This window comes from Staphylococcus sp. HMSC069D12 (assembly GCF_001810405.1).
Lineage (GTDB): Bacteria > Bacillota > Bacilli > Staphylococcales > Staphylococcaceae > Staphylococcus > Staphylococcus haemolyticus.
In genome coordinates this window covers 1-18,954 of sequence record NZ_KV801091.1, presented here as the reverse complement: position 1 = coordinate 18,954, position 18,954 = coordinate 1, and the positions used below count along the sequence as shown (strand labels likewise).

Genomic DNA, 18,954 nt, shown 5'->3' with positions numbered 1-18,954 from the left:
AATTCATTAAGAATTCATATTCCACTCCCATAAAGATAACAATCAACGAATTATTCTTCGTCTTTATTTTCTTCTTCGCTATCTTCTTCTTTTTCTTCACCAACTACTTCAGGTTCTTCAGTTGCTGCTTCACCTTCCATAGCTTCAACTTCTTCTTCAGTAGGTTCATCAGTTGGAGGAACTACTGTTACAACAGATTCTTCTGGGTCGTTTTCAATTGTGAAATCGCCAGAAACTTTAATATCTGAAACTGAGTAGCTGTCATTAACTTCTAATTCAGTAATGTCAACTTCAATTGATTCAGGGATATTTTCTGGAGTTGCTGTAACTTGTAAGTCGAATAATGGTTGTTCAACTACGCCACCTTCTTTAGCACCAGCAGCTTCACCTACTAAATGAACTGGTACATCAACAGTACGTTCTTCAGTCATGTTGATTGCTAAGAAGTCGATGTGTGTAATTTGGTTTTTAAGTGGGTCAAATTGATAATCTGACACCATAACTTTGATTGATTTAGAACCAACGCCTAAATCGATAACACCGTTACGTCCTACTTCACGGATAACTTTGATGAATTCAACTTCATCAACTTTAACTGAAGTATTTTTAGTACCATAACCATAAACTACTGCAGGTACTTTACCTGTATTACGTAGTTTTTTAAGGTCAGAACGAGTTTGTTTACCTTGACGGATGATTGACTTTAATGAAGCCATTCGTATTTCCACCTTTCATTTTCAAGTCTAGATACTTATTATCGTGAGAATATAAAGTTCTGGACTTCCCTTCACTTACCCATCAACTTTATAAGTTGCTTGCAAGTGTTTATTAGTTCGTAAAACCACGAACGAATGTATTATACACGGTTGAAATGTATAAGTCAAACGCAATTGTAAACTTTAGTCAAATAATACACTTACTGATTCACGTTCATATACTCGAATAATTGCTTGAGCAAGTAATCCAGCTACTGATAATTCTTTAGTATTTGACGGTTTACGTGTGTCATCTAATAAGATTGAATTTGTAACGATTAATTCTTTAATTGCTGAATTCTCGATACGCTCCTTAGCAGGACCTGATAAAACTGGGTGTGTACAACAAGCATACACATCTTTAGCACCTTTATCTTTTAAAGCTTGTGCAGCTAAAGTGATTGTTCCTGCTGTATCGATAATGTCATCAATAATAATCGCAGTGCGTCCTTCAATCTCACCAACAATATTCATTACTTCTGCTACGTTTGGTTTAGGACGTCGTTTATCAATAATTGCAATCGGAGTTTTTAAAATGTCAGCAAGTTTACGTGCGCGTGTAACGCCACCGTGGTCCGGTGATACTACGACACATTCTTCTGGGTCAATGTTAGGGTCATTCTCAAAATGTTGACCAATGATTGGTACACCCATTAAATGGTCAATTGGAATATCAAAGAATCCTTGAATTTGTGGTGCATGTAAATCTAATGCAATCATACGATTAGCACCAGCTGTTTCAATTAAGTTAGCTACTAACTTAGCTGTAATAGGTTCACGGCTACGTGCTTTTCTATCTTGACGTGCATAGCCATAATATGGAACCACAATATTGATATTAGCTGCTGATGCACGCTTACAAGCATCAATCATGATCAATAACTCCATCAAATGTAAATTAACCGGATTTGAAGTGGGTTGGATAATGAAAACATCACATCCACGAATACTTTCTTCAATATTGATTTGAATTTCTCCATCGCTAAAGCGTTTAACAGAACATTTCCCTAATTCAATCCCTACTCGATCAGCTACCTCTTGTGCTAATGGCTCATTTCCTTTTAAAGAGAAAATCTTTAAAGATGAATTCTTGTATTCATTATTTAACATTTATAGTCCTCCAATTTTTAACTTAGACACTTTCATTATATAAAAAATTAATCGCTTTTACTATGTTCAACAAAAAATTGTGGAAAAGAGATACCAAATTTTATCAAAAAATTATTTTTTGAGATATCCTTCTTTTGTGATTTGACGGGCACGCGCAAGGGCTAAACTTTCATTAGGGACGTTGTCGGTAATTGTTGAACCTGCAGCGATTAACACACCGTCACCAACAGTTACAGGTGCCACTAAGTTAGTATTACATCCAATAAATGCATCTTTACCTACAACCGTTTTAAATTTATTAACACCATCATAATTTACTGTGATTGAACCACAACCAATGTTTGTACGTTCACCGATTTCAGCATCTCCAATATAACTTAAGTGAGATACTTTAGCCCCATCTTTAAGATCTGCTTTTTTCACTTCGACAAAGTTACCCACTTTTACATCTGAACCTAAGTTTGAACCAGGTCTTAGTTGCGCGAATGGTCCAACTTTTGTTTTATCACCAACAATTGAATCATTAATAACTGATTGTTTAATGTCAACTTGTGAGCCAATATGACTATTGTTGATTTCAGAGTATTGACCGATGACAGCTTCTTCTCCTATTTCTGTTTCACCATTAATACGTACACCAGGTTCAATAATTGTATCCATACCTATTTTGACATCTGGTCCAATAAATGTAGTTGTAGGGTCGATAATAGTTACACCATTTCTCATATGCTCAATGTTAATACGTTGTTGCAACGCCTTTTCCGCATTACTTAACATGACACGATCATTTACACCCATAATCTCATTAAAATCGTCTGTGTGATAAACTTCAGCAACACCATTATCAGCTAAGATTAAGCTGATCACATCTGGCAAGTAGTATTCACCTTGAGCATTATCATTTTTAACTTCTTCTAATTTAGAGAAAAGAACTCGATTATCAAACGCAAAAATTCCAGAACTAATTTCCGTTAATGCTTTTTGTGTTTCTGACGCGTCTTTTTCTTCAACAATACGTTGTAGTCTACGTTGTTCATCGCGAACAATTCGCCCATAACCAAACGGAATCTGAGCAGTTGCTGATAATACTGTCGCTTGCGCATGAGTACTTTCATGATGCTCAATTAACTTTTGTAACGTATGAGCTGTAATGAGTGGTGTGTCTCCACAAACAACTAAAGTTGTACCTTCCACTTCTTTCAAATGTTCGTTAGCCATCTTTACAGCATGTGCTGTTCCTAATTGTTCTTCTTGATAGCTATATAACGATTGGTTCCCCAATGTTTCTTTAACGTCTTCAGCACCATGACCTACAATTGTCACGATTTGGTTAACACCAGCATTCTTAACATTTGTTAACACATGTTCTACCATTGATTTTCCAGCAACTTTATGTAGCACTTTATATTTATTTGATTTCATTCTAGTACCTTTTCCAGCTGCTAATATTACCGCATTTCTTTGCATGAGTGGTAACCCTCCAATAAATTTTACACTTCTAATTTATTATAATTTAACTCAAGTTCGAGTTTCAAGATTTAGAAGGTTTTATAATTTAGTCTATTTAAATTTTTCAAAATATGTATTCACTAGTAGAACGCTTTATACCGCACTTGATATTTAAAAAGCAGGTTCAACAAATTTAAATGCTGAACCTGCTATAATGTATGATTTATTTAAGCTTCGTCTGAATCTTCTGATGAAGCATTTTTATCTGGAATAACTTCATCTGTTTCGTCATATACTTTCATAACGGCATCTTGAATTTCTTGTCTCATATCAGAGTTGATTGGATGCGCGATATCACGGAATTCACCATCTGGTGTACGTTTACTTGGCATAGCAACGAAAAGACCTGAGTTCCCTTCAATTACACGTAAATCGTGAATTACAAAAGCTTCGTCTAATGTAATTGAAACAAGTGCTTTCATTCTGCCATCTGTTTCTATTTTTCTAAGTCTAACATCTGTCACTTTCATGTAGTGAGCCCCCCTAGTATATATATCTTTGTTTGTTAGAAGCTTGACAATTCTTTAATCAAGGAAATTATATTCCTTTTACTTTACCTACAACTTCAATTTCAACTTTAACGTCTTTAGGTAATCTTGCAACTTCAACACAACTACGCGCTGGTTGATGTTCACTGAAATAACTACCATAGACTTCATTTATTTGTTGAAATTCATTCATGTCGGAGATAAAAATGGTTGCTTTCACAACTGAGTTTAAATCCGAACCAGCTTCTTCAAGTACGACAGACAAATTGTCTAGCACTTGTTTTGTTTGCTCTTTCACATCATCACTGACAATATTCCCTTCAGTATCTAATGGGATTTGTCCAGATGTGAATACTAAATTATTCACAACCATAGCGTGTGAGTATGGTCCTAAAGCTTCTGGTGCTTTTTTAGTGTTAATTGTTTTCATGATGTAATAAACTCCTTTTAAGAAAATTTAGACAAACTATTGCCAGGTTCTACTTTAAATTCCTGATTGTATTCATCAACATCAGATAATTTAACTAAAGAAGTATAATCCTCAATCAATCTTTGTTTAACTTCTTTTGATTCTACAAGTACAGATACCCCTTTAACTTGTGCCTTAAACTCATTCATAAGATTCATGACACCGTTGATTGAACCTCCTGCTCTCATAAAATCATCCACGACAAGTACATTAGAATTTTCAGCTAATGTACGTTTAGAAAGCACCATCGTTTCGATCTTACGTGAAGAGCCAGACACGTAGTTAATCGATACAGTAGATCCCTCAGTAACTTTATTGTCTTTTCTTATTACTACTACAGGTAAATTTAATACGTTAGCTACCGCATTGGCAAGCGATATCCCTTTTGTAGCGATTGTTACAACCGCATCAAGATCTTCTTCCATATAAATGCTAGCAATTAATTTACCAACTTTATTAAGTAAAGAAGGGTTACCTACTAAATCTGATAAGAAAAGATATCCACCAGGTAATAATCGTTCTTTTTCTTGAAGTAGTTCAATAACTTCTTCAACAATTTCCGAAGCCTCTTCTTTACTCATCATTGGTTTGTAAGTTACACCACCACTAGCACCTGCAGTCGTAATAACTGTACCTAGCTTTTCTTTTTGGAAAGTATTCTTAATAATTTGAACATCTTCACTAATTGAAGACTTCGCTTGTTTAAATTTTTTCACAAAAAAAGTTAAAGGTATTAACTGATTTGGATGATTCATTAAATACTGTGTCATAAAGACGATACGTTCACTTCTTTTATACCTCATTTGTTGTTCACCCTTCTATCCTAATAATCTTACTAAATACACTTCATTACAGCAGCCATTAACAGCATTATATATCTTTTTCGCTTGGCTTTCTTTTTGAGCAAGCCCATATACGGTTGGACCACTACCACTCATTAATGCGCCATCTGCACCACATTGCAACATATTATTTTTTATTTTTTCAATTTCAGGATGCATTGACATTGATACTGGTTCTAGACGATTCGATAAGCTTTCACATAACTGTTTATAATCACCTTCAACAATCGCCTTCTCGCACATTTCTGTATCTACATGATGTGCATCATCCAAATCTAACGCTTTGAATACATCCGCGGATGATATACCTAAATTAGGTTTCGCTAAAACTACCCAAGCTGAAGGTGGCTTTTTTAAAAAGCGTATCTTTTCACCTCTACCTTTGCATACAGCAGTTCTGTTATAGATGCAAAACGGAATGTCTGTTCCAATTTGTATTCCCAAATCACTTAGTTCATGCAAAGATTTATCCAAATTAAACAGACGATTAATACCACGCAACGTAGCAGCTGCATCAGCTGATCCTCCTGCTAAACCGGCAGAAACGGGGATATCTTTATCTATAGTAATGGTGACACCTTCATTTAAATCATAGGTTTCCATCATCAATTGCGCTGCACGATAAGCCAAATTTTTATGATCATTTGGAACATAGTTATGTTCAATATCAACAACGATTTTTTTATCTTTTCTTTTTTGGAAAGATAATCGATCGTTCAGATCAACTGTCGTCATAATCATTGCAATTTCATGATATCCATCATCTCTTTTGAAAAGTGTATCGAGCGTCAAATTTATCTTGGCTGGTGCCGTTTCATATATCATTTTTCCGCCCTCTCTTCATCTATAGTAATAAGATGATTTTAACACAAAGACTTAAAATATTTGATAGATACATGACAAATTTATGTAAAATCTTAATAAAACAATCAATTTAATTCACTAATATACGTTTTCTAATGAAATTATATTATTTTTAAGTAAAATGATTGGAAGTGAGATAGAAGCATTCACTGTCTCACGTTTGACGCATATCTTAATCTTCTACAAAAAAAGAGTGTTGAACTTAATAAGCCCAACACCCAATACATTTTAATTTATAGAGTTGTAGTACACTAAACCACTCTATATTTATGTCTAAATTAGTGTGCAACTACTTCTTGATGATTATCTTCTTCAAATGAAACTTGTACGTTCTCTGTAAGAACATCCGTATATGTATACGAAACTCTTTCAAAATTATGCTTATCTTGGTCTAATTCAACAACGAATACTGAAGGATACGTTTCTTTTAAAACACCGCAACGTTCGATTGTTTTTTTACGACCACCGTTGGCTTTTAGTACAATACGATTTCCTAAATGACAATCAATAGAATTTTTGATGTCCAAAATTGATTTTGGCATATTGCTCCACCTCGCTACAAGTTACATAATACCATATTTTGCAAGGTTATGTCAAATAAAATTTAAATTTTATCAATGTAGTAGCGCTTTGTCAACAATTTAATTTTCTAATTCTGGGAAATTTTTCTTTTCTTCATACAATCGTGCAAAATCTTGTATTGATAGCGTTTCCCCACGTCTTTTAGGATCAATACCTGTTTGTTCAAGCCATTTTAATATACTTTCTTTATGCTTTTTTCCATCTTTAAAGAAATTCTGATAATTGTTGTAAATTGTTTTACGTCTTTGCGCAAAAGCTGCTTTAGCTAATTTAAAGAAAGTTTCTTCGTCATCCACGCTGACGAGTGGCGTCTCTCTTTGCATTAATTTAACAACAATAGAATCTACATTAGGTGGTGGCATGAAAACTGTTTTAGGAACCGTTAACACTTTACTTGTTTCTGTATAGTATTGTGTAACAATAGATAATGAACCATAAGCCTTTGTTCCTACTTGGGCATTTAAACGTTCACCAACCTCTTTTTGCATCATAACAACATAACCATCAATCGGAATATCTTGTTGCATTAAATTCAATAAAATTGGTGTTGTAATATAATATGGTAAATTAGCTACGACCATGATTTTGTCACAATCATTCAAATATGTTTTAACCGCTTTACCAATGTCTGCTTTCAATATATCTTCGTTAATTATCGTTACGTTGTCATATGGCGCTAGCGTTTCTTTTAGTACAGGTATAAGTCGCTGATCAATTTCAAATGACATCACCTTTTTAGCTCTTTTGGCTAATTGCTCTGTTAAAGAACCCATACCGGGACCAACTTCAATAATACCTGTATTGTCGTCAATTTCACTTGCATCTATAATTTTATGAATGATATTCACATCTACTAAGAAATTTTGTCCTAAACTTTTTTTAAAGTTAAATCCAAACTGATCTAACAATGCCTTAGTTCTTGAAGGTGTCGCAATATCTTTTCTCTCCACCTTTTATTCACTCTCCTTTTCCATAGATAACGCTTCGCGCACATCTGATTCAGTATAACCAAATGCATTGAGTTTCTTAAGCAGTTGCTTGCCATTTGAATGTCCGATGTGTAATTTACGACCTAGTATTTCTCTTTTACGACGTGCGTCTTTACCAATTATTAATCCTAAGTCTATGAGAACACTTTTGTCGATTGATTCTTCCGCTTCTTCAAAAGGAGAACTGACGTGCATTAATGCGTCTCTAATATCTTTTGGATGCGCATGTTCAACACCGATTTTACCACGCTTATTTTTAGCCTTTTCTCTATCTAAGTATGCATGTTTAACACCTGAAACGTGTTCAGTAATCGTGTGACGTATTTTATCACCGGGAAAGTCAGGATCAGTTAATACGATAACACCTCTTGTTTCTTGTGCATTTTGGATGACTGCTAAAGTCTCTTTATTGATAGCACTCCCATTTGTTTCAATCGTATCACATTCAACAGCCGACTTTACTCGTTCTGTGTCATCTCTACCTTCTACTACGATAAATTCATTGATTTTCATAATAAAAAATCCTTACCTTTCAAATTCATTTCACATATATTATAACTACTTGTCACATAAAAAATGAGAAAGATGTCGTGTGTCATGTTTATAAAATCATACCATGACAGACACGGTTTAACATCTTTCTCAGACATATATTATTATTTTAATTTAAATAAACGTTCAGCATTTTCCGTAGTTTGATGACATACATCTTCATATGACATACCACGTAATTCTGCAATTTGTTCAGCAACTAAAGTCACACGTTCTGGTTCATTACGTTTACCTCTATATGGATGAGGTGAAAGATAAGGCGCATCTGTTTCAACTAACAATCTATCCATAGGTACATGTTTTGCGACTTCTTTAGGTTGCTTAGCATTCTTAAATGTAACTGGACCACCTAAAGAAATATGGAAGTTCAGCTTATTAATAACTACATCTGCAATTTCAGGAGAACCACTGAAACTATGCATAATTCCGCCTACTTCTTCAGCATGTTCTTCCATTAAGATATCTACACAATCTTGCGTAGCTTCGCGATTATGAATAATGATAGGCAAGCCCACTCTTTTAGCGAGAGTAATTTGTTTTCTAAATACGTCTTTTTGAACTTCAGCTGGAGATTTATCCCAATGATAATCTAAGCCCATTTCTCCAATACCAATAACTTTAGGATGCTTTGATAACTCTTCAATCCATTGTAAACGTTCATCTGTAAAATCAATCGCATCAACAGGATGCCAACCTATAATTCCATAAATAAAATCATATTGATCAATCAGTTCCATAGCACGTTCGATTGTCGGTGTATCAAAACCAACGACAAACATGCGATCAACGCCTGCTTCTCTCGCACGAGAAATGACTTCAGTTAAATCTTCCGCATATTGTTCATCATTTAAATGGACATGTGTATCGATTAACATTTTATCTCTCCTAATTTTACAATTTATTACTATTTAATAACTGCACCATTTGGAATTGCACTTGGTAAACTAACTAATGTTAAGACACCATCTTTTTCAGCTGATAAAATCATGCCTTCTGACTTTTGACCCATTAATTTAGCAGGTTTTAAGTTAGTGACCACTGCAACTTTTTTACCGATAATATCTTCTGGACGATAAAACTTAGCGATTCCAGAAACAATTTGACGTTGCTCTGAACCTAAGTCAATTTGAATTTTTAACAATTTATCAGACTTTGGAACGTTTTCAGCATCAGTAATTGTTGCTGCTTTAATTTCAACTTTATCAAAATCTTTAATATCAATTTGCGCTTTACTTGGCTCTTCAACTTCATCTTTAGATTCTTCAGACTTTGGAGGTTGCATTGATTCTTTAATATATGCAATTTCCGCTTCAGTGTCTAAACGTGGGAAGATTGGTGTTGGCTTCTCAGTTACCATAATTGGTTGTTTTAATGCACCATATTGTTCAAGACTTTCTAATTCAAATAATTCAGGTTCATTAATATTCAGTTGTTTGAAAATTTCTTTAGGTGCATGTGTTAAGAATGGACGTAGTAACACTGCAGCATATCGAATATTTTCAACTAAATGTGCCATGACATTACCAAGCATATCTTTTTGACTATCATCCTTAGCTAATACCCATGGTGTAGTCTCATCGATATATTTATTTGTACGACTAATAAACTTCCATACAGTAGATAAAGCTACAGAGAATTGGAAACTTTCCATACTTTCATTGAAATGTTTCACAGTTTCATGTGCTAATGCTTCCATATCTTCGTCTAGTTCATGTTTAGGACCTTCATATGCAGGCAGTTCACCTTGGAAATACTTATTAATCATAGAGATTGTACGATTTACTAAGTTACCTAAGTCATTTGCTAAATCATAGTTAGTGCGCTCTACAAAAGCTTCAGGAGTGAATACTCCATCAGAGCCAAATGGTAGTTCGCGCATTAAATAATAGCGTGTTGCATCAAGACCATAGCGGTCAATTAATACGTTAGGATCTACCACATTACCTTTAGATTTACTCATTTTACCGTCTTTCATCAGAATCCAACCATGTGCAAATACTTTTTTAGGAAGCGGTAAGTCTAACGCCATTAATAAAATTGGCCAAATAATTGAGTGGAAACGTACAATTTCTTTAGCCATTAAATGCACATCTGCTGGCCAATATTTCTTGAATAATTCATCATCATCTGATAAGTATCCTAATGCAGAAATATAGTTTACTAATGCATCAATCCATACGTATACAACGTGTTTAGGATTGGATGGCACTCTGACGCCCCAGTCAAATGATGTACGTGAAACAGCTAAATCTTCTAAACCAGGTTTAATAAAGTTGTTAATCATTTCATTTTTTCTTGAAGGCGGTTGAATGAAATCTGGATTAGCATCATAAAATTCTAATAATCTATCTGTGTATTTATTAATATTAAAGAAATAGCTTTCCTCTTTAACTAACTCAACTTCATGACCTGAATCTGGACTTTTTCCGCCAACAATTTTGCCATTTTCATATATTGGATCTACTAATTGCGATTCAGTGTAATATGTTTCATCTGGTACCGAATACCACCCTTCATACTCACCAAGGTAAATATCACCTTGTTTTAAAAGACGCTCAAAAACTTTTTCTACTACTTGTTTATGACGATCTTCTGTAGTACGAATAAAGTCATCATTAGAGATTTCTAACTTACTCCAAAGACTTTTAATACCACTGATCATTTCATCTAAATATTCTAATTCAGTTTTACCTACTTTTTGAGCTTTTTCTTGAATTTTTTGGCCATGTTCATCTGTACCAGTTAAGTAACGAACATCATAGCCTTGCATACGTTTATAACGTGAAATTACATCACCAGCTACTGTTGAATATGCATGGCCGATATGTAAATTACCACTCGGATAATAAATTGGGGTTGTAATATAAAATGTTTCTTTCGCCATCAATAGTCCTCCTCATCGTTTACAAAATAATAATATATACGTGTTATTTTGTTCATTATGGATTTTGATACTTAAACGCATCACGATATCCTTTTATATTAAGTTATTTCTTATTATAACTCATATCAATTTTCTAATGTCGTATCCTATTAACATTACCATAAATTCATTAATTTATGGGGTATTTCATAAGATTTTCATTGCCCATTTTCCCAGAAAAATATTTAATTAATCAACGTTTCATTGCCACATCATTGATTGACATCATGATATATATCATAAACTTCTCCAGTCTTCATATGACGGTCTTCTGCGACTAACTTAATCGCCTTTTTAGGTTTAATATTTTGTTCTGATATATAGTGTTCGACATGCTCTGAAATGGTAAGTGATTGAAACCATTGTTCAGTTTCAAGAGGCTTAGCGCCCTCAATCAAGATTACAAATTCACCTTTTTGCATAATTTCATCGTTTTGAAATGCATTTATTAAGTGCCCAACTTCTTGCATCACAATTTGTTCAAACTTTTTAGTTAATTCACGACCCACTGCAACACGTCTAGTATCATCAACTTTGGAAATGGCTTTTAACGTTTCAACAACACGGAATGGTGACTCATAAATAATTAATGTGCTATCTTGAAACATTCGTTCCTGCAATACTGCTACTTTATCTTTTTCTTTTCTAGGTAAAAAGCCTAAAAATGTATACGTATAGGATGGTAGGCCACTTACCATTAGTGCAGTTAAACCTGCATTAGGACCAGGCACGGTTTCTACGTGAATGTCATAACTGTGGGCTGCAACGACCAACTCATAACCCGGATCGCTTATTAAAGGTAAACCTGCATCTGACACTAAAGCGATATTGTAACCTTCATTTAACAAGTCAATTAAATACTCAGTTTGCTGTGACTTATTATGTTCATGATATGATTTGAGCGGTGTTTGAATACCATAATGATTGCAAAGCTTTTTGGTCACTCGTGTATCTTCACAAGCTATAAAATCAGCATTTTTTAAAGTTTCAATTGCACGAAATGTAATATCACCTAGATTTCCTATAGGCGTTCCCACTAAATATAATGTCGCCATATTTAACGCTCCTCAATCATTTTTAATTTTTGTTGTCTGCTATATGTTTTAATTTCATACTCTCTTCGCATTGCTTCTGATTTTGAACTAAACATTTCTTGATAAACTAACACTACCGGACGTCTTGTTTTAGTATATTTAGCCCCTTTTCCTGCATTATGAGTCGCAATACGTGCCTCTACATTGGTAGTATAACCCGTATATAATGAATTATCTTTGCATTTAACTATATAAACATAATGTTTAGCCATAATACACCTCTTTCATTTCATCAGTATAGTCACCCTGATTGTTATAGATGTAAAATGGTGGTGTAATGGTTAATCCCTGGTTACCGTTTTTGCGTCCCTCTACTACAATCGTAACAGCCGATTTATCAATTTTACTATAAATAAAAACCACTCGTTTCGGTTCAATACTGGCTTTGCGCATCTCAGTTAAGACATCCATTAACCTTTCAGCTCGATGAACCATCATAAGTCGACCACCTTGCTTTAATAAATGACGCGCTGCCAACATACAATCCTCTAATGTACACATAATCTCATGTCTCGCAATCTTATGCGCCTCTTTTTGATGTTGATGACGTTGATTGCTTTTAAAATAAGGAGGATTACACGTGACTAACGTATATTGAGATGGTTTAAAGTTTTGGTACACATCTTTTAAATCCATGTGATGCATTAATAATCGATTCGTTAAATCGTTATATTTGAAGCTACGACGAGCCATATCAGCCAATTGTTCTTGTATCTCGATACTCTCAATTGTTTGCGATCCTTTAGCTGATAACAAGAGTGCAATCACACCATTTCCCGCGCAAAGGTCTAATATTTTGTCATTCTTCCTCACTTCGGTAAAATGCCCTAACAATAAAGCATCTGTTGAAAATGAAAAAACATCGTCATTTTGTATAATTTTCAAATTTTCTTTAAATAAGTCATCAATACGCTCATTAGCTTTTAACATAATTTTTTTCTCCTAAAAAAGAGATGTCTTTACAACACATCGTTATATTTCAAAGTGTTGAAATCCATCCCTAATCATTAGCGTACGCTTTAATCAATTTCACTTTACATTTGCGACGTACTGTCAATCCACTGGCAATATCAACTGACCAATGGTCTAACTATTTAATACATTCATACATAGTAAACAATCCTCACCATATCGGTGTTTACCAAATAATTCTCCATTACAAATATGGAATCCTTCGCTATATAATACTGCTAAGTTATCCTTACTTGGCAATGGTTTCTTAACATGTTTAATTGAACTTTTATTATCTCTTTCCTTACTCATTGGCTTGTTGTCTTTTTCAATACGATTGGTAACTCTGACATCTTCAACCTCTTGTTCACTCTTAGCCATCAATGATTTTAAATTATCATTTTCAACTTGTAAGGCAACATTTTCTTCAATAAGTTGGATAGATAATGCTTTCAGTTCACTCATTTCCTGATTTAATTGATTAACATTACTTTCAAGTTTTACAATTTTTTCAAATAAGTCATTGCGATTCAAAAGTAACGTGCCTCCTTAATTAAAAGCTTCTAATTCTTCCATTTTATATTCTAACGGCTGTTCTAAACCATCGATTTTAACTTGCATTGAAATATCTAGAATATTCAACCCAATGACTTGTCCTTTGCCTTCAGGTGTCACAATTTTATCCCCTAAATCAGGCAACTGTGCTCTTGCCTCTTCATAAAAATCATTTTCATATTTTAAACAACACATCAATCGACCACAAGCACCAGAAATTTTAGTAGGATTTAATGACAGATTTTGATCTTTAGCCATTTTAATTGAAACCGGTTCAAAATCCCCTAAAAATGTGGCACAACATAGTGAACGACCACATGGACCGATACCACCTAGTAATTTGGCTTCATCTCGAACACCGATTTGTCTTAATTCGATACGTGTCTTTAAATTTTGTGCTAAATGTTTTACGAGTTTACGAAAATCAATACGATCATCTGCTGTAAAATTAAAAATTACTTTTGATTTATCTAATGTATATTCACAATTAACTAATCGCATATCCAGTTGCTGTTCTTTAACTAAGTCTTTACATAATTGTAATGCATTAGTGGCATCTTCATCATTTTGATAATACGTTTCGATATCTTGCTCTGTAGCAACGCGTATAATTTCTTTTAAAGGTAATGTAACATCACCATCTTCAACATCTTTAGGTGGAAACTTTACACTTCCAATTTCAATGCCTCGTTTAGATTCGACAACAACCCAATCATCTACATTTACGTCTAAATCATTAGGCGCATAATATTCCAATTTCCCTGCTTTCTGAAATTGTACACCTACGATATTTGGCATTCTAACTCACACCTTTGATTACTATTTGTTCAAATACAAGCGTCGGATTAACATTTTGCATTAATTTTTTGTGCGCTTCTGTAATTTGGTCGTACATTGTTATAACTTGGTTTAGCGATAACTGATTCGCATATTTTTCTATATTACCTTTTAAATCTGTGTATGTAAAATCTCGTTCAATTCCTATTTTGGCATGCATAATATCCTCAAAAAACGCGTTAACGGCTGCTAGCGTTAGTAATTGTAACTTACGATTTTTCGCATTTTTTAATAAATCTATTATTCCAATTAATGCCATAGGTCTATTCGTTAATAATAAGTCACACCAATGTAAGATCACTTTCCTAAGTGTAACTAAATCATGTTCTTCATTTAAATCTATTGCAGTTTCTAGTTGCGTAGTATAGGTGCTTAGCATTTCAGCTACAGCTCTATTAATATCTTCATCAACTAATCTATCTATAAAGTCTTGTTTATCACTTGGTTTAAAATAAACATGCTGACAACGTGAATGAATTGTATCTAAGATTTGTTCTGGCTTCGTTGATAACAAAATGGCTATCGTATTCTCAGGTGGTTCTTCTAAAAACTTTAATATACTATTTTCCCCTTGAACAGTAAGCTTTTCAAAATCTTCAATGATATAAACTTTATGTGTTCCTTCAATAGGAAGTTGAATCATACGATGTACCAATTGCTCAATTTGCTCTTTCTTAATTGAATTTTCTTCAGAAGATACATACATGAAGTCTGGTTGGTTGAAGGTTTCAACTTTCATTTCACATTGCTGATTCCCATTACATAGAATAAGTTTTGCAAATTCCATCGCTACATGCTTCATTGATTGTGCATCATCACCTTCAAAAAGGTAGGCATGCGATAGTTTATTTGAATGATACGCATTCGCTAATTTTTGTTGTTCATCCATGCTTGCTTACTCCTTATTCAACTTTATAATATAAAAGAGGTTAGGACCAAAGCATTTAGAATTTATGCAAACTTACCGATTAGCAAAATTATATTTCAAATTTTGTCGAATCGAGTTTCTCTACAACTTAACATGTTGCAAAAAAGTTTGCTAAATCTGCCTTCAAACACCGTCTATCAGTGTTCCAGAGCATAAGCCATAATGTCCCAACCTCGAATATTGTTTATTCATCTAAGGTGTCTTAATTTCATTATTCATTACTTTTAAATGTTAAAATCTATGGAATGATTCGACTGGCATTACAAATACTGTAGCGCCTCCTACTTCCACTTCAACAGGATATGGTATGTAAGAATCTGCACTACCTCCCATTGGTGTCATTGGTGAAACAAGTTGATCTCTATTACCGCAAGTATGATCAATGACTGATAAAATATCATCTACACGGTCATCATCTACACCACATAAGAAAGTAGTGTTACCTGCTCTTAAAAATCCACCAGTAGTTGCTAATTTTGTAGCTCTAAAGTTATTTTTTACGAGTTGGTCTGAAAGTTCTTGACTATCCTGATCTTGAACGATCGCTATAATCATTTTCATCTTAAAACACCTCTTCTTGTTATTATATCATAATTATTTTAAAAAATTTAAGATTATCTCATAAGTTTCATTGACTACATCATCAATATTACGTGTCGCATCTACCACTGCAAAACGCTGAGGTGTTTCTTGAATGATTTGTCGATATCCTTCAATCACCTTCTCGTGAAATGCAATATCTTCTTTATCAAGCCGATTTTGATCTCGTTGATTTTTAAGTATTCTATCTCTACCGACTTCTGCCGTAATATCTAAATAAATGGTTAAATTTGGATAAAGACCATTTATTGCAAAATCATTTAATTGCTTCACTTCTTCAATACCTATACCCCTTGCATAACCTTGATATGCAAGAGAGCTATCAATATATCTATCACATAAGACAATTTTATTATCATTTAACGCGGGCACAACTTTTTCTACTAGGTGTTCTCTTCTAGAAGCAGCAAACAACATTGCTTCTGTACGTATGTCCATATTTTCCCCTTCTAATACTACCTTACGTATTTCTTCACCAGTTGGTACTCCTCCAGGTTCTCTAGTAGCAATCAACTGATAATCCTGAGCTAACTTTTCAGACACACGTTGCAATACAGTTGTCTTACCTGAACCTTCAGGACCCTCGAATGTTATAAACGCCGACATTTTATTCATCCTTAACTAATATTTTTTCTTGTTTTATACCTTCAACTCTATCGCCTTTTTGAAGATATTCTCGCATTAATTTTATCATATTTTGGGTTATTCTTTCCCCTTTTAAATAAACAGGGATACCCGGTGGATATGGTATGATGTGCATTGCTAATATCTTACCTATCGATTGATCAATATCAACCCATGTTACGTTACCACTATCTTGTGGGAAGTATGTACCTTCATCTAACGGTATATGTATTGGTGTTGATTGTTTAGTTGACAATGGACATGGTAGATTGATTTTAGTGATTTTGTTTAATAGTGTTTCAAATGGATACTTATCGTCCTCATGCCATAACGGCAATACAAATAAAACTTGCTTGTCGTCAGCTAATTCAATGTATATACCCATTTGTTCAAACCATGTTTGTATTTCAAATCCAGAATACCCTTGATACTGAATTAATAATTTTAAAGGATCACTTACACAAATAGTAGTTAATCCAATCATATTTAGCGTATCAATAAGTTGATTTCTTTTTTCAAAAAATAGCGTACTATCGTAATCAACATAAAATTGATGTGCTAGCTCAAGACTGGCCATCACTAAATATGAAGGACTAGAAGTCTGAAAGTATCCTAGATATCGCACTATTTCATCTTTCAATGGCGCATCTTTATGAATAAACAATATAGATCCCATCGTGAGTGCGGGCAATGTCTTGTGATAAGACTGCACAACATAATCCGCGCCACTTTCAAGTGCAGATTTTGGAAAGTTTTTTAAATTAAAATGTGCACCATGTGCCTCATCAACTAATACTGGTATCGCTTCACGATGTGCTCTATCTACAAATGCTTTGATATCAAAGCATTCACCATAATAGTTTGGATAGGTTACAATAGCTAACTTCTGATTATTAAATGTCATACTTTGTGTGTCCGGACCTAAATATTGACTACTATCATTACTCTTAGTCATTGCTATTATATCAGCAGGTTGCTGTACAATATCCAATCCATGAAAGACTGATTTGTGCACATTACGACTAATCAAATAATTCCCTTTTAATTTTGAAAATGACTGTATCACTGATAAAATTCCTGAGGTTGTTCCATTAATTAAGAAATACGCGTCATAATCCGGTTGCTTATGAATATGTTGCATACTTTTTAATATGATATCTTCTGGGTGATGCAAATCATCAAGTCCCGTAATTTCAGTCATATCCATCTTAAAGTCCAAATTTTTTACATTACCGATTGTTCCATTTTTGTGACCAGGTACATGTAAAGAAATAGCATTTTCATTTACCAATTGAGATAATTTATGAAAAATTGGAAGTTCCATATTATACACACTTTCTAATTATTTAGTGCACTTGCGATAAATCATCATTGCCATCGCGTTGTTCATTCCACTTTGCTTTCAATAGTCCCATGACATAACAATCTTTATACTTTCCTTGAGTATAAAAATGTTCTTTTAATTCACCTTCTATAATGAAACCTGCTTTTTTATATATGTGCACTGCTTTTTCATTATTCACATCCACATATAAATAAACTTTATTCAGGTTCAAGACTAAAAAGGCGTAATCAATTGCCATTTTAAATGCTTTTTTAGCATAGCCTTTATTTCCAAATTGTGAATCTATAATAATTTGAATTTCACAATTTCTATGTACAAAGTTAATTTCCACTAGTTCTACAACACCGATAGACGTGTGATCATCTTCAATAATGAATCTTCTCTCTGATTCATCTAAAATATGCTTTTGATATAACGTTTTTAACTCACTTAATGATTCATACGGTTCTTCAAACCAGTAAGACATAATCGTATATTCGTTATTTAAATGATGTACAAATTGTAAGTCTGTTTCTTCTAAAGCTCTAATTATCATTCTTAGCACTCCTTTAATTACAGTGTAGACAAGCGATTTCACTAAGTAAAGTAACTCAATACTTTAACTTTCTATTCGTTAAGGTATAATTCTTTCTCTAGCGGAACGTAAATCTGCTACCACCGGCGCTAAGAAACTTACTTTACTTCGAGACAAGCGCTCGCTTCCTTCCTCATTTTCTAAAATTGCTTGCTCTTTTAGCTCAACTAAACTCACTTCTCAATTTCTCAATTCATCAGCTTCAAACACTTTCTCCTCGTAAAGCTATTACACTTTTATTTGTTGTTATCTTATTAAACCTTTGGTTTTGTTTTTATGCATAAAAAAAGAGACCTTTCGGTCTCGATATCGGCTCATCGCATCCATACAATTTGCCTGGCAACGTCCTACTCTAGCGGAACG

At 33.8% G+C, this 18,954-nt stretch carries 23 protein-coding genes; all 23 read right to left on the bottom strand.

Going from position 1 to position 18,954, the window contains the following annotated elements; translation table 11 throughout:
* Window positions 1-50: 50 nt before the first annotated feature.
* Window positions 51-716, bottom strand: coding sequence for a 50S ribosomal protein L25/general stress protein Ctc (locus HMPREF2737_RS01300; RefSeq protein WP_011276760.1), 666 nt, complete (start codon window positions 714-716; stop codon window positions 51-53).
* Window positions 717-899: 183 nt separating this feature from the next.
* Window positions 900-1,865: a ribose-phosphate diphosphokinase gene (locus HMPREF2737_RS01295; protein WP_011276761.1), complete on the bottom strand. Its 966-nt coding sequence runs from the start codon at window positions 1,863-1,865 to the stop codon at window positions 900-902.
* A 111-nt stretch (window positions 1,866-1,976) separates the two neighbouring features.
* Window positions 1,977-3,332 (bottom strand): bifunctional UDP-N-acetylglucosamine diphosphorylase/glucosamine-1-phosphate N-acetyltransferase GlmU, encoded by a 1,356-nt coding sequence (gene glmU / locus HMPREF2737_RS01290; protein ID WP_037552550.1) that lies wholly within the window; start codon window positions 3,330-3,332, stop codon window positions 1,977-1,979.
* A gap of 209 nt (window positions 3,333-3,541) precedes the next feature.
* Window positions 3,542-3,844 carry a septation regulator SpoVG gene (spoVG, locus tag HMPREF2737_RS01285; protein WP_037552552.1) on the bottom strand — a complete coding sequence of 101 codons (303 nt, stop codon included), beginning with the start codon at window positions 3,842-3,844 and terminating at the stop codon, window positions 3,542-3,544.
* Window positions 3,845-3,911: 67 nt separating this feature from the next.
* Window positions 3,912-4,292, bottom strand: a complete 381-nt coding sequence (locus HMPREF2737_RS01280; protein WP_037552555.1) for a RidA family protein — start codon at window positions 4,290-4,292, stop codon at window positions 3,912-3,914.
* A 17-nt stretch (window positions 4,293-4,309) separates the two neighbouring features.
* A complete protein-coding gene (gene purR, locus HMPREF2737_RS01275) occupies window positions 4,310-5,134 on the bottom strand; it encodes a pur operon repressor (RefSeq protein WP_011276765.1) in 825 nt (274 codons plus the stop codon).
* Between the two features lie 15 nt (window positions 5,135-5,149).
* The gene (ispE, locus tag HMPREF2737_RS01270; RefSeq protein WP_037552557.1) at window positions 5,150-5,998 is read right to left on the bottom strand and encodes a 4-(cytidine 5'-diphospho)-2-C-methyl-D-erythritol kinase; all 849 of its coding nucleotides are present in this window, start codon (window positions 5,996-5,998) and stop codon (window positions 5,150-5,152) included.
* Window positions 5,999-6,315: 317 nt separating this feature from the next.
* Window positions 6,316-6,579: a biofilm formation stimulator Veg gene (gene veg, locus HMPREF2737_RS01265; RefSeq protein WP_011276767.1), complete on the bottom strand. Its 264-nt coding sequence runs from the start codon at window positions 6,577-6,579 to the stop codon at window positions 6,316-6,318.
* Window positions 6,580-6,678: 99 nt separating this feature from the next.
* Window positions 6,679-7,569 carry a 16S rRNA (adenine(1518)-N(6)/adenine(1519)-N(6))-dimethyltransferase RsmA gene (gene rsmA, locus HMPREF2737_RS01260; protein WP_037552638.1) on the bottom strand — a complete coding sequence of 297 codons (891 nt, stop codon included), beginning with the start codon at window positions 7,567-7,569 and terminating at the stop codon, window positions 6,679-6,681.
* A 3-nt stretch (window positions 7,570-7,572) separates the two neighbouring features.
* Window positions 7,573-8,121 carry a ribonuclease M5 gene (gene rnmV / locus HMPREF2737_RS01255; RefSeq protein WP_011276769.1) on the bottom strand — a complete coding sequence of 183 codons (549 nt, stop codon included), beginning with the start codon at window positions 8,119-8,121 and terminating at the stop codon, window positions 7,573-7,575.
* A gap of 143 nt (window positions 8,122-8,264) precedes the next feature.
* A complete protein-coding gene (locus HMPREF2737_RS01250) occupies window positions 8,265-9,035 on the bottom strand; it encodes a TatD family hydrolase (protein ID WP_037552637.1) in 771 nt (256 codons plus the stop codon).
* 29 nt (window positions 9,036-9,064) lie between these two features.
* Window positions 9,065-11,044, bottom strand: a complete 1,980-nt coding sequence (metG, locus tag HMPREF2737_RS01245) for a methionine--tRNA ligase (RefSeq protein ID WP_037552636.1) — start codon at window positions 11,042-11,044, stop codon at window positions 9,065-9,067.
* Window positions 11,045-11,295: 251 nt separating this feature from the next.
* Complete coding sequence (gene rsmI / locus HMPREF2737_RS01240) at window positions 11,296-12,138, bottom strand: 16S rRNA (cytidine(1402)-2'-O)-methyltransferase (RefSeq protein WP_037552634.1); 843 nt, start codon at window positions 12,136-12,138, stop codon at window positions 11,296-11,298.
* A 2-nt stretch (window positions 12,139-12,140) separates the two neighbouring features.
* Window positions 12,141-12,389, bottom strand: coding sequence for a GIY-YIG nuclease family protein (locus HMPREF2737_RS01235; RefSeq protein ID WP_037536987.1), 249 nt, complete (start codon window positions 12,387-12,389; stop codon window positions 12,141-12,143).
* Window positions 12,382-13,107 carry a tRNA1(Val) (adenine(37)-N6)-methyltransferase gene (locus tag HMPREF2737_RS01230; RefSeq protein ID WP_037552632.1) on the bottom strand — a complete coding sequence of 242 codons (726 nt, stop codon included), beginning with the start codon at window positions 13,105-13,107 and terminating at the stop codon, window positions 12,382-12,384. The genes HMPREF2737_RS01235 and HMPREF2737_RS01230 overlap by 8 nt, the downstream gene beginning before the upstream one ends.
* Before the next feature lie 156 nt (window positions 13,108-13,263).
* Entirely contained in the window at window positions 13,264-13,662 is a 399-nt protein-coding gene (gene yabA / locus HMPREF2737_RS01225; RefSeq protein ID WP_037552630.1) for a DNA replication initiation control protein YabA, read from the bottom strand.
* A gap of 15 nt (window positions 13,663-13,677) precedes the next feature.
* Complete coding sequence (locus HMPREF2737_RS01220) at window positions 13,678-14,481, bottom strand: PSP1 domain-containing protein (RefSeq protein ID WP_037552629.1); 804 nt, start codon at window positions 14,479-14,481, stop codon at window positions 13,678-13,680.
* A gap of 1 nt (window position 14,482) precedes the next feature.
* A complete protein-coding gene (locus tag HMPREF2737_RS01215) occupies window positions 14,483-15,409 on the bottom strand; it encodes a DNA polymerase III subunit delta' C-terminal domain-containing protein (RefSeq protein ID WP_037552628.1) in 927 nt (308 codons plus the stop codon).
* A gap of 270 nt (window positions 15,410-15,679) precedes the next feature.
* On the bottom strand, window positions 15,680-16,009 hold the full coding sequence (locus HMPREF2737_RS01210) for a cyclic-di-AMP receptor (RefSeq protein WP_011276778.1): 330 nt from the start codon (window positions 16,007-16,009) through the stop codon (window positions 15,680-15,682).
* Window positions 16,010-16,042: 33 nt separating this feature from the next.
* Window positions 16,043-16,654 (bottom strand): dTMP kinase, encoded by a 612-nt coding sequence (tmk, locus tag HMPREF2737_RS01205; protein ID WP_037552627.1) that lies wholly within the window; start codon window positions 16,652-16,654, stop codon window positions 16,043-16,045.
* A gap of 1 nt (window position 16,655) precedes the next feature.
* Window positions 16,656-17,996 carry an aminotransferase class I/II-fold pyridoxal phosphate-dependent enzyme gene (locus HMPREF2737_RS01200; RefSeq protein ID WP_037552626.1) on the bottom strand — a complete coding sequence of 447 codons (1,341 nt, stop codon included), beginning with the start codon at window positions 17,994-17,996 and terminating at the stop codon, window positions 16,656-16,658.
* 22 nt (window positions 17,997-18,018) lie between these two features.
* Window positions 18,019-18,552: a GNAT family N-acetyltransferase gene (locus HMPREF2737_RS01195; protein WP_037552623.1), complete on the bottom strand. Its 534-nt coding sequence runs from the start codon at window positions 18,550-18,552 to the stop codon at window positions 18,019-18,021.
* 78 nt (window positions 18,553-18,630) lie between these two features.
* Window positions 18,631-18,768, bottom strand: coding sequence for a hypothetical protein (locus HMPREF2737_RS11540; protein WP_154230756.1), 138 nt, complete (start codon window positions 18,766-18,768; stop codon window positions 18,631-18,633).
* Between the last annotated feature and the right edge of the window lie 186 nt (window positions 18,769-18,954).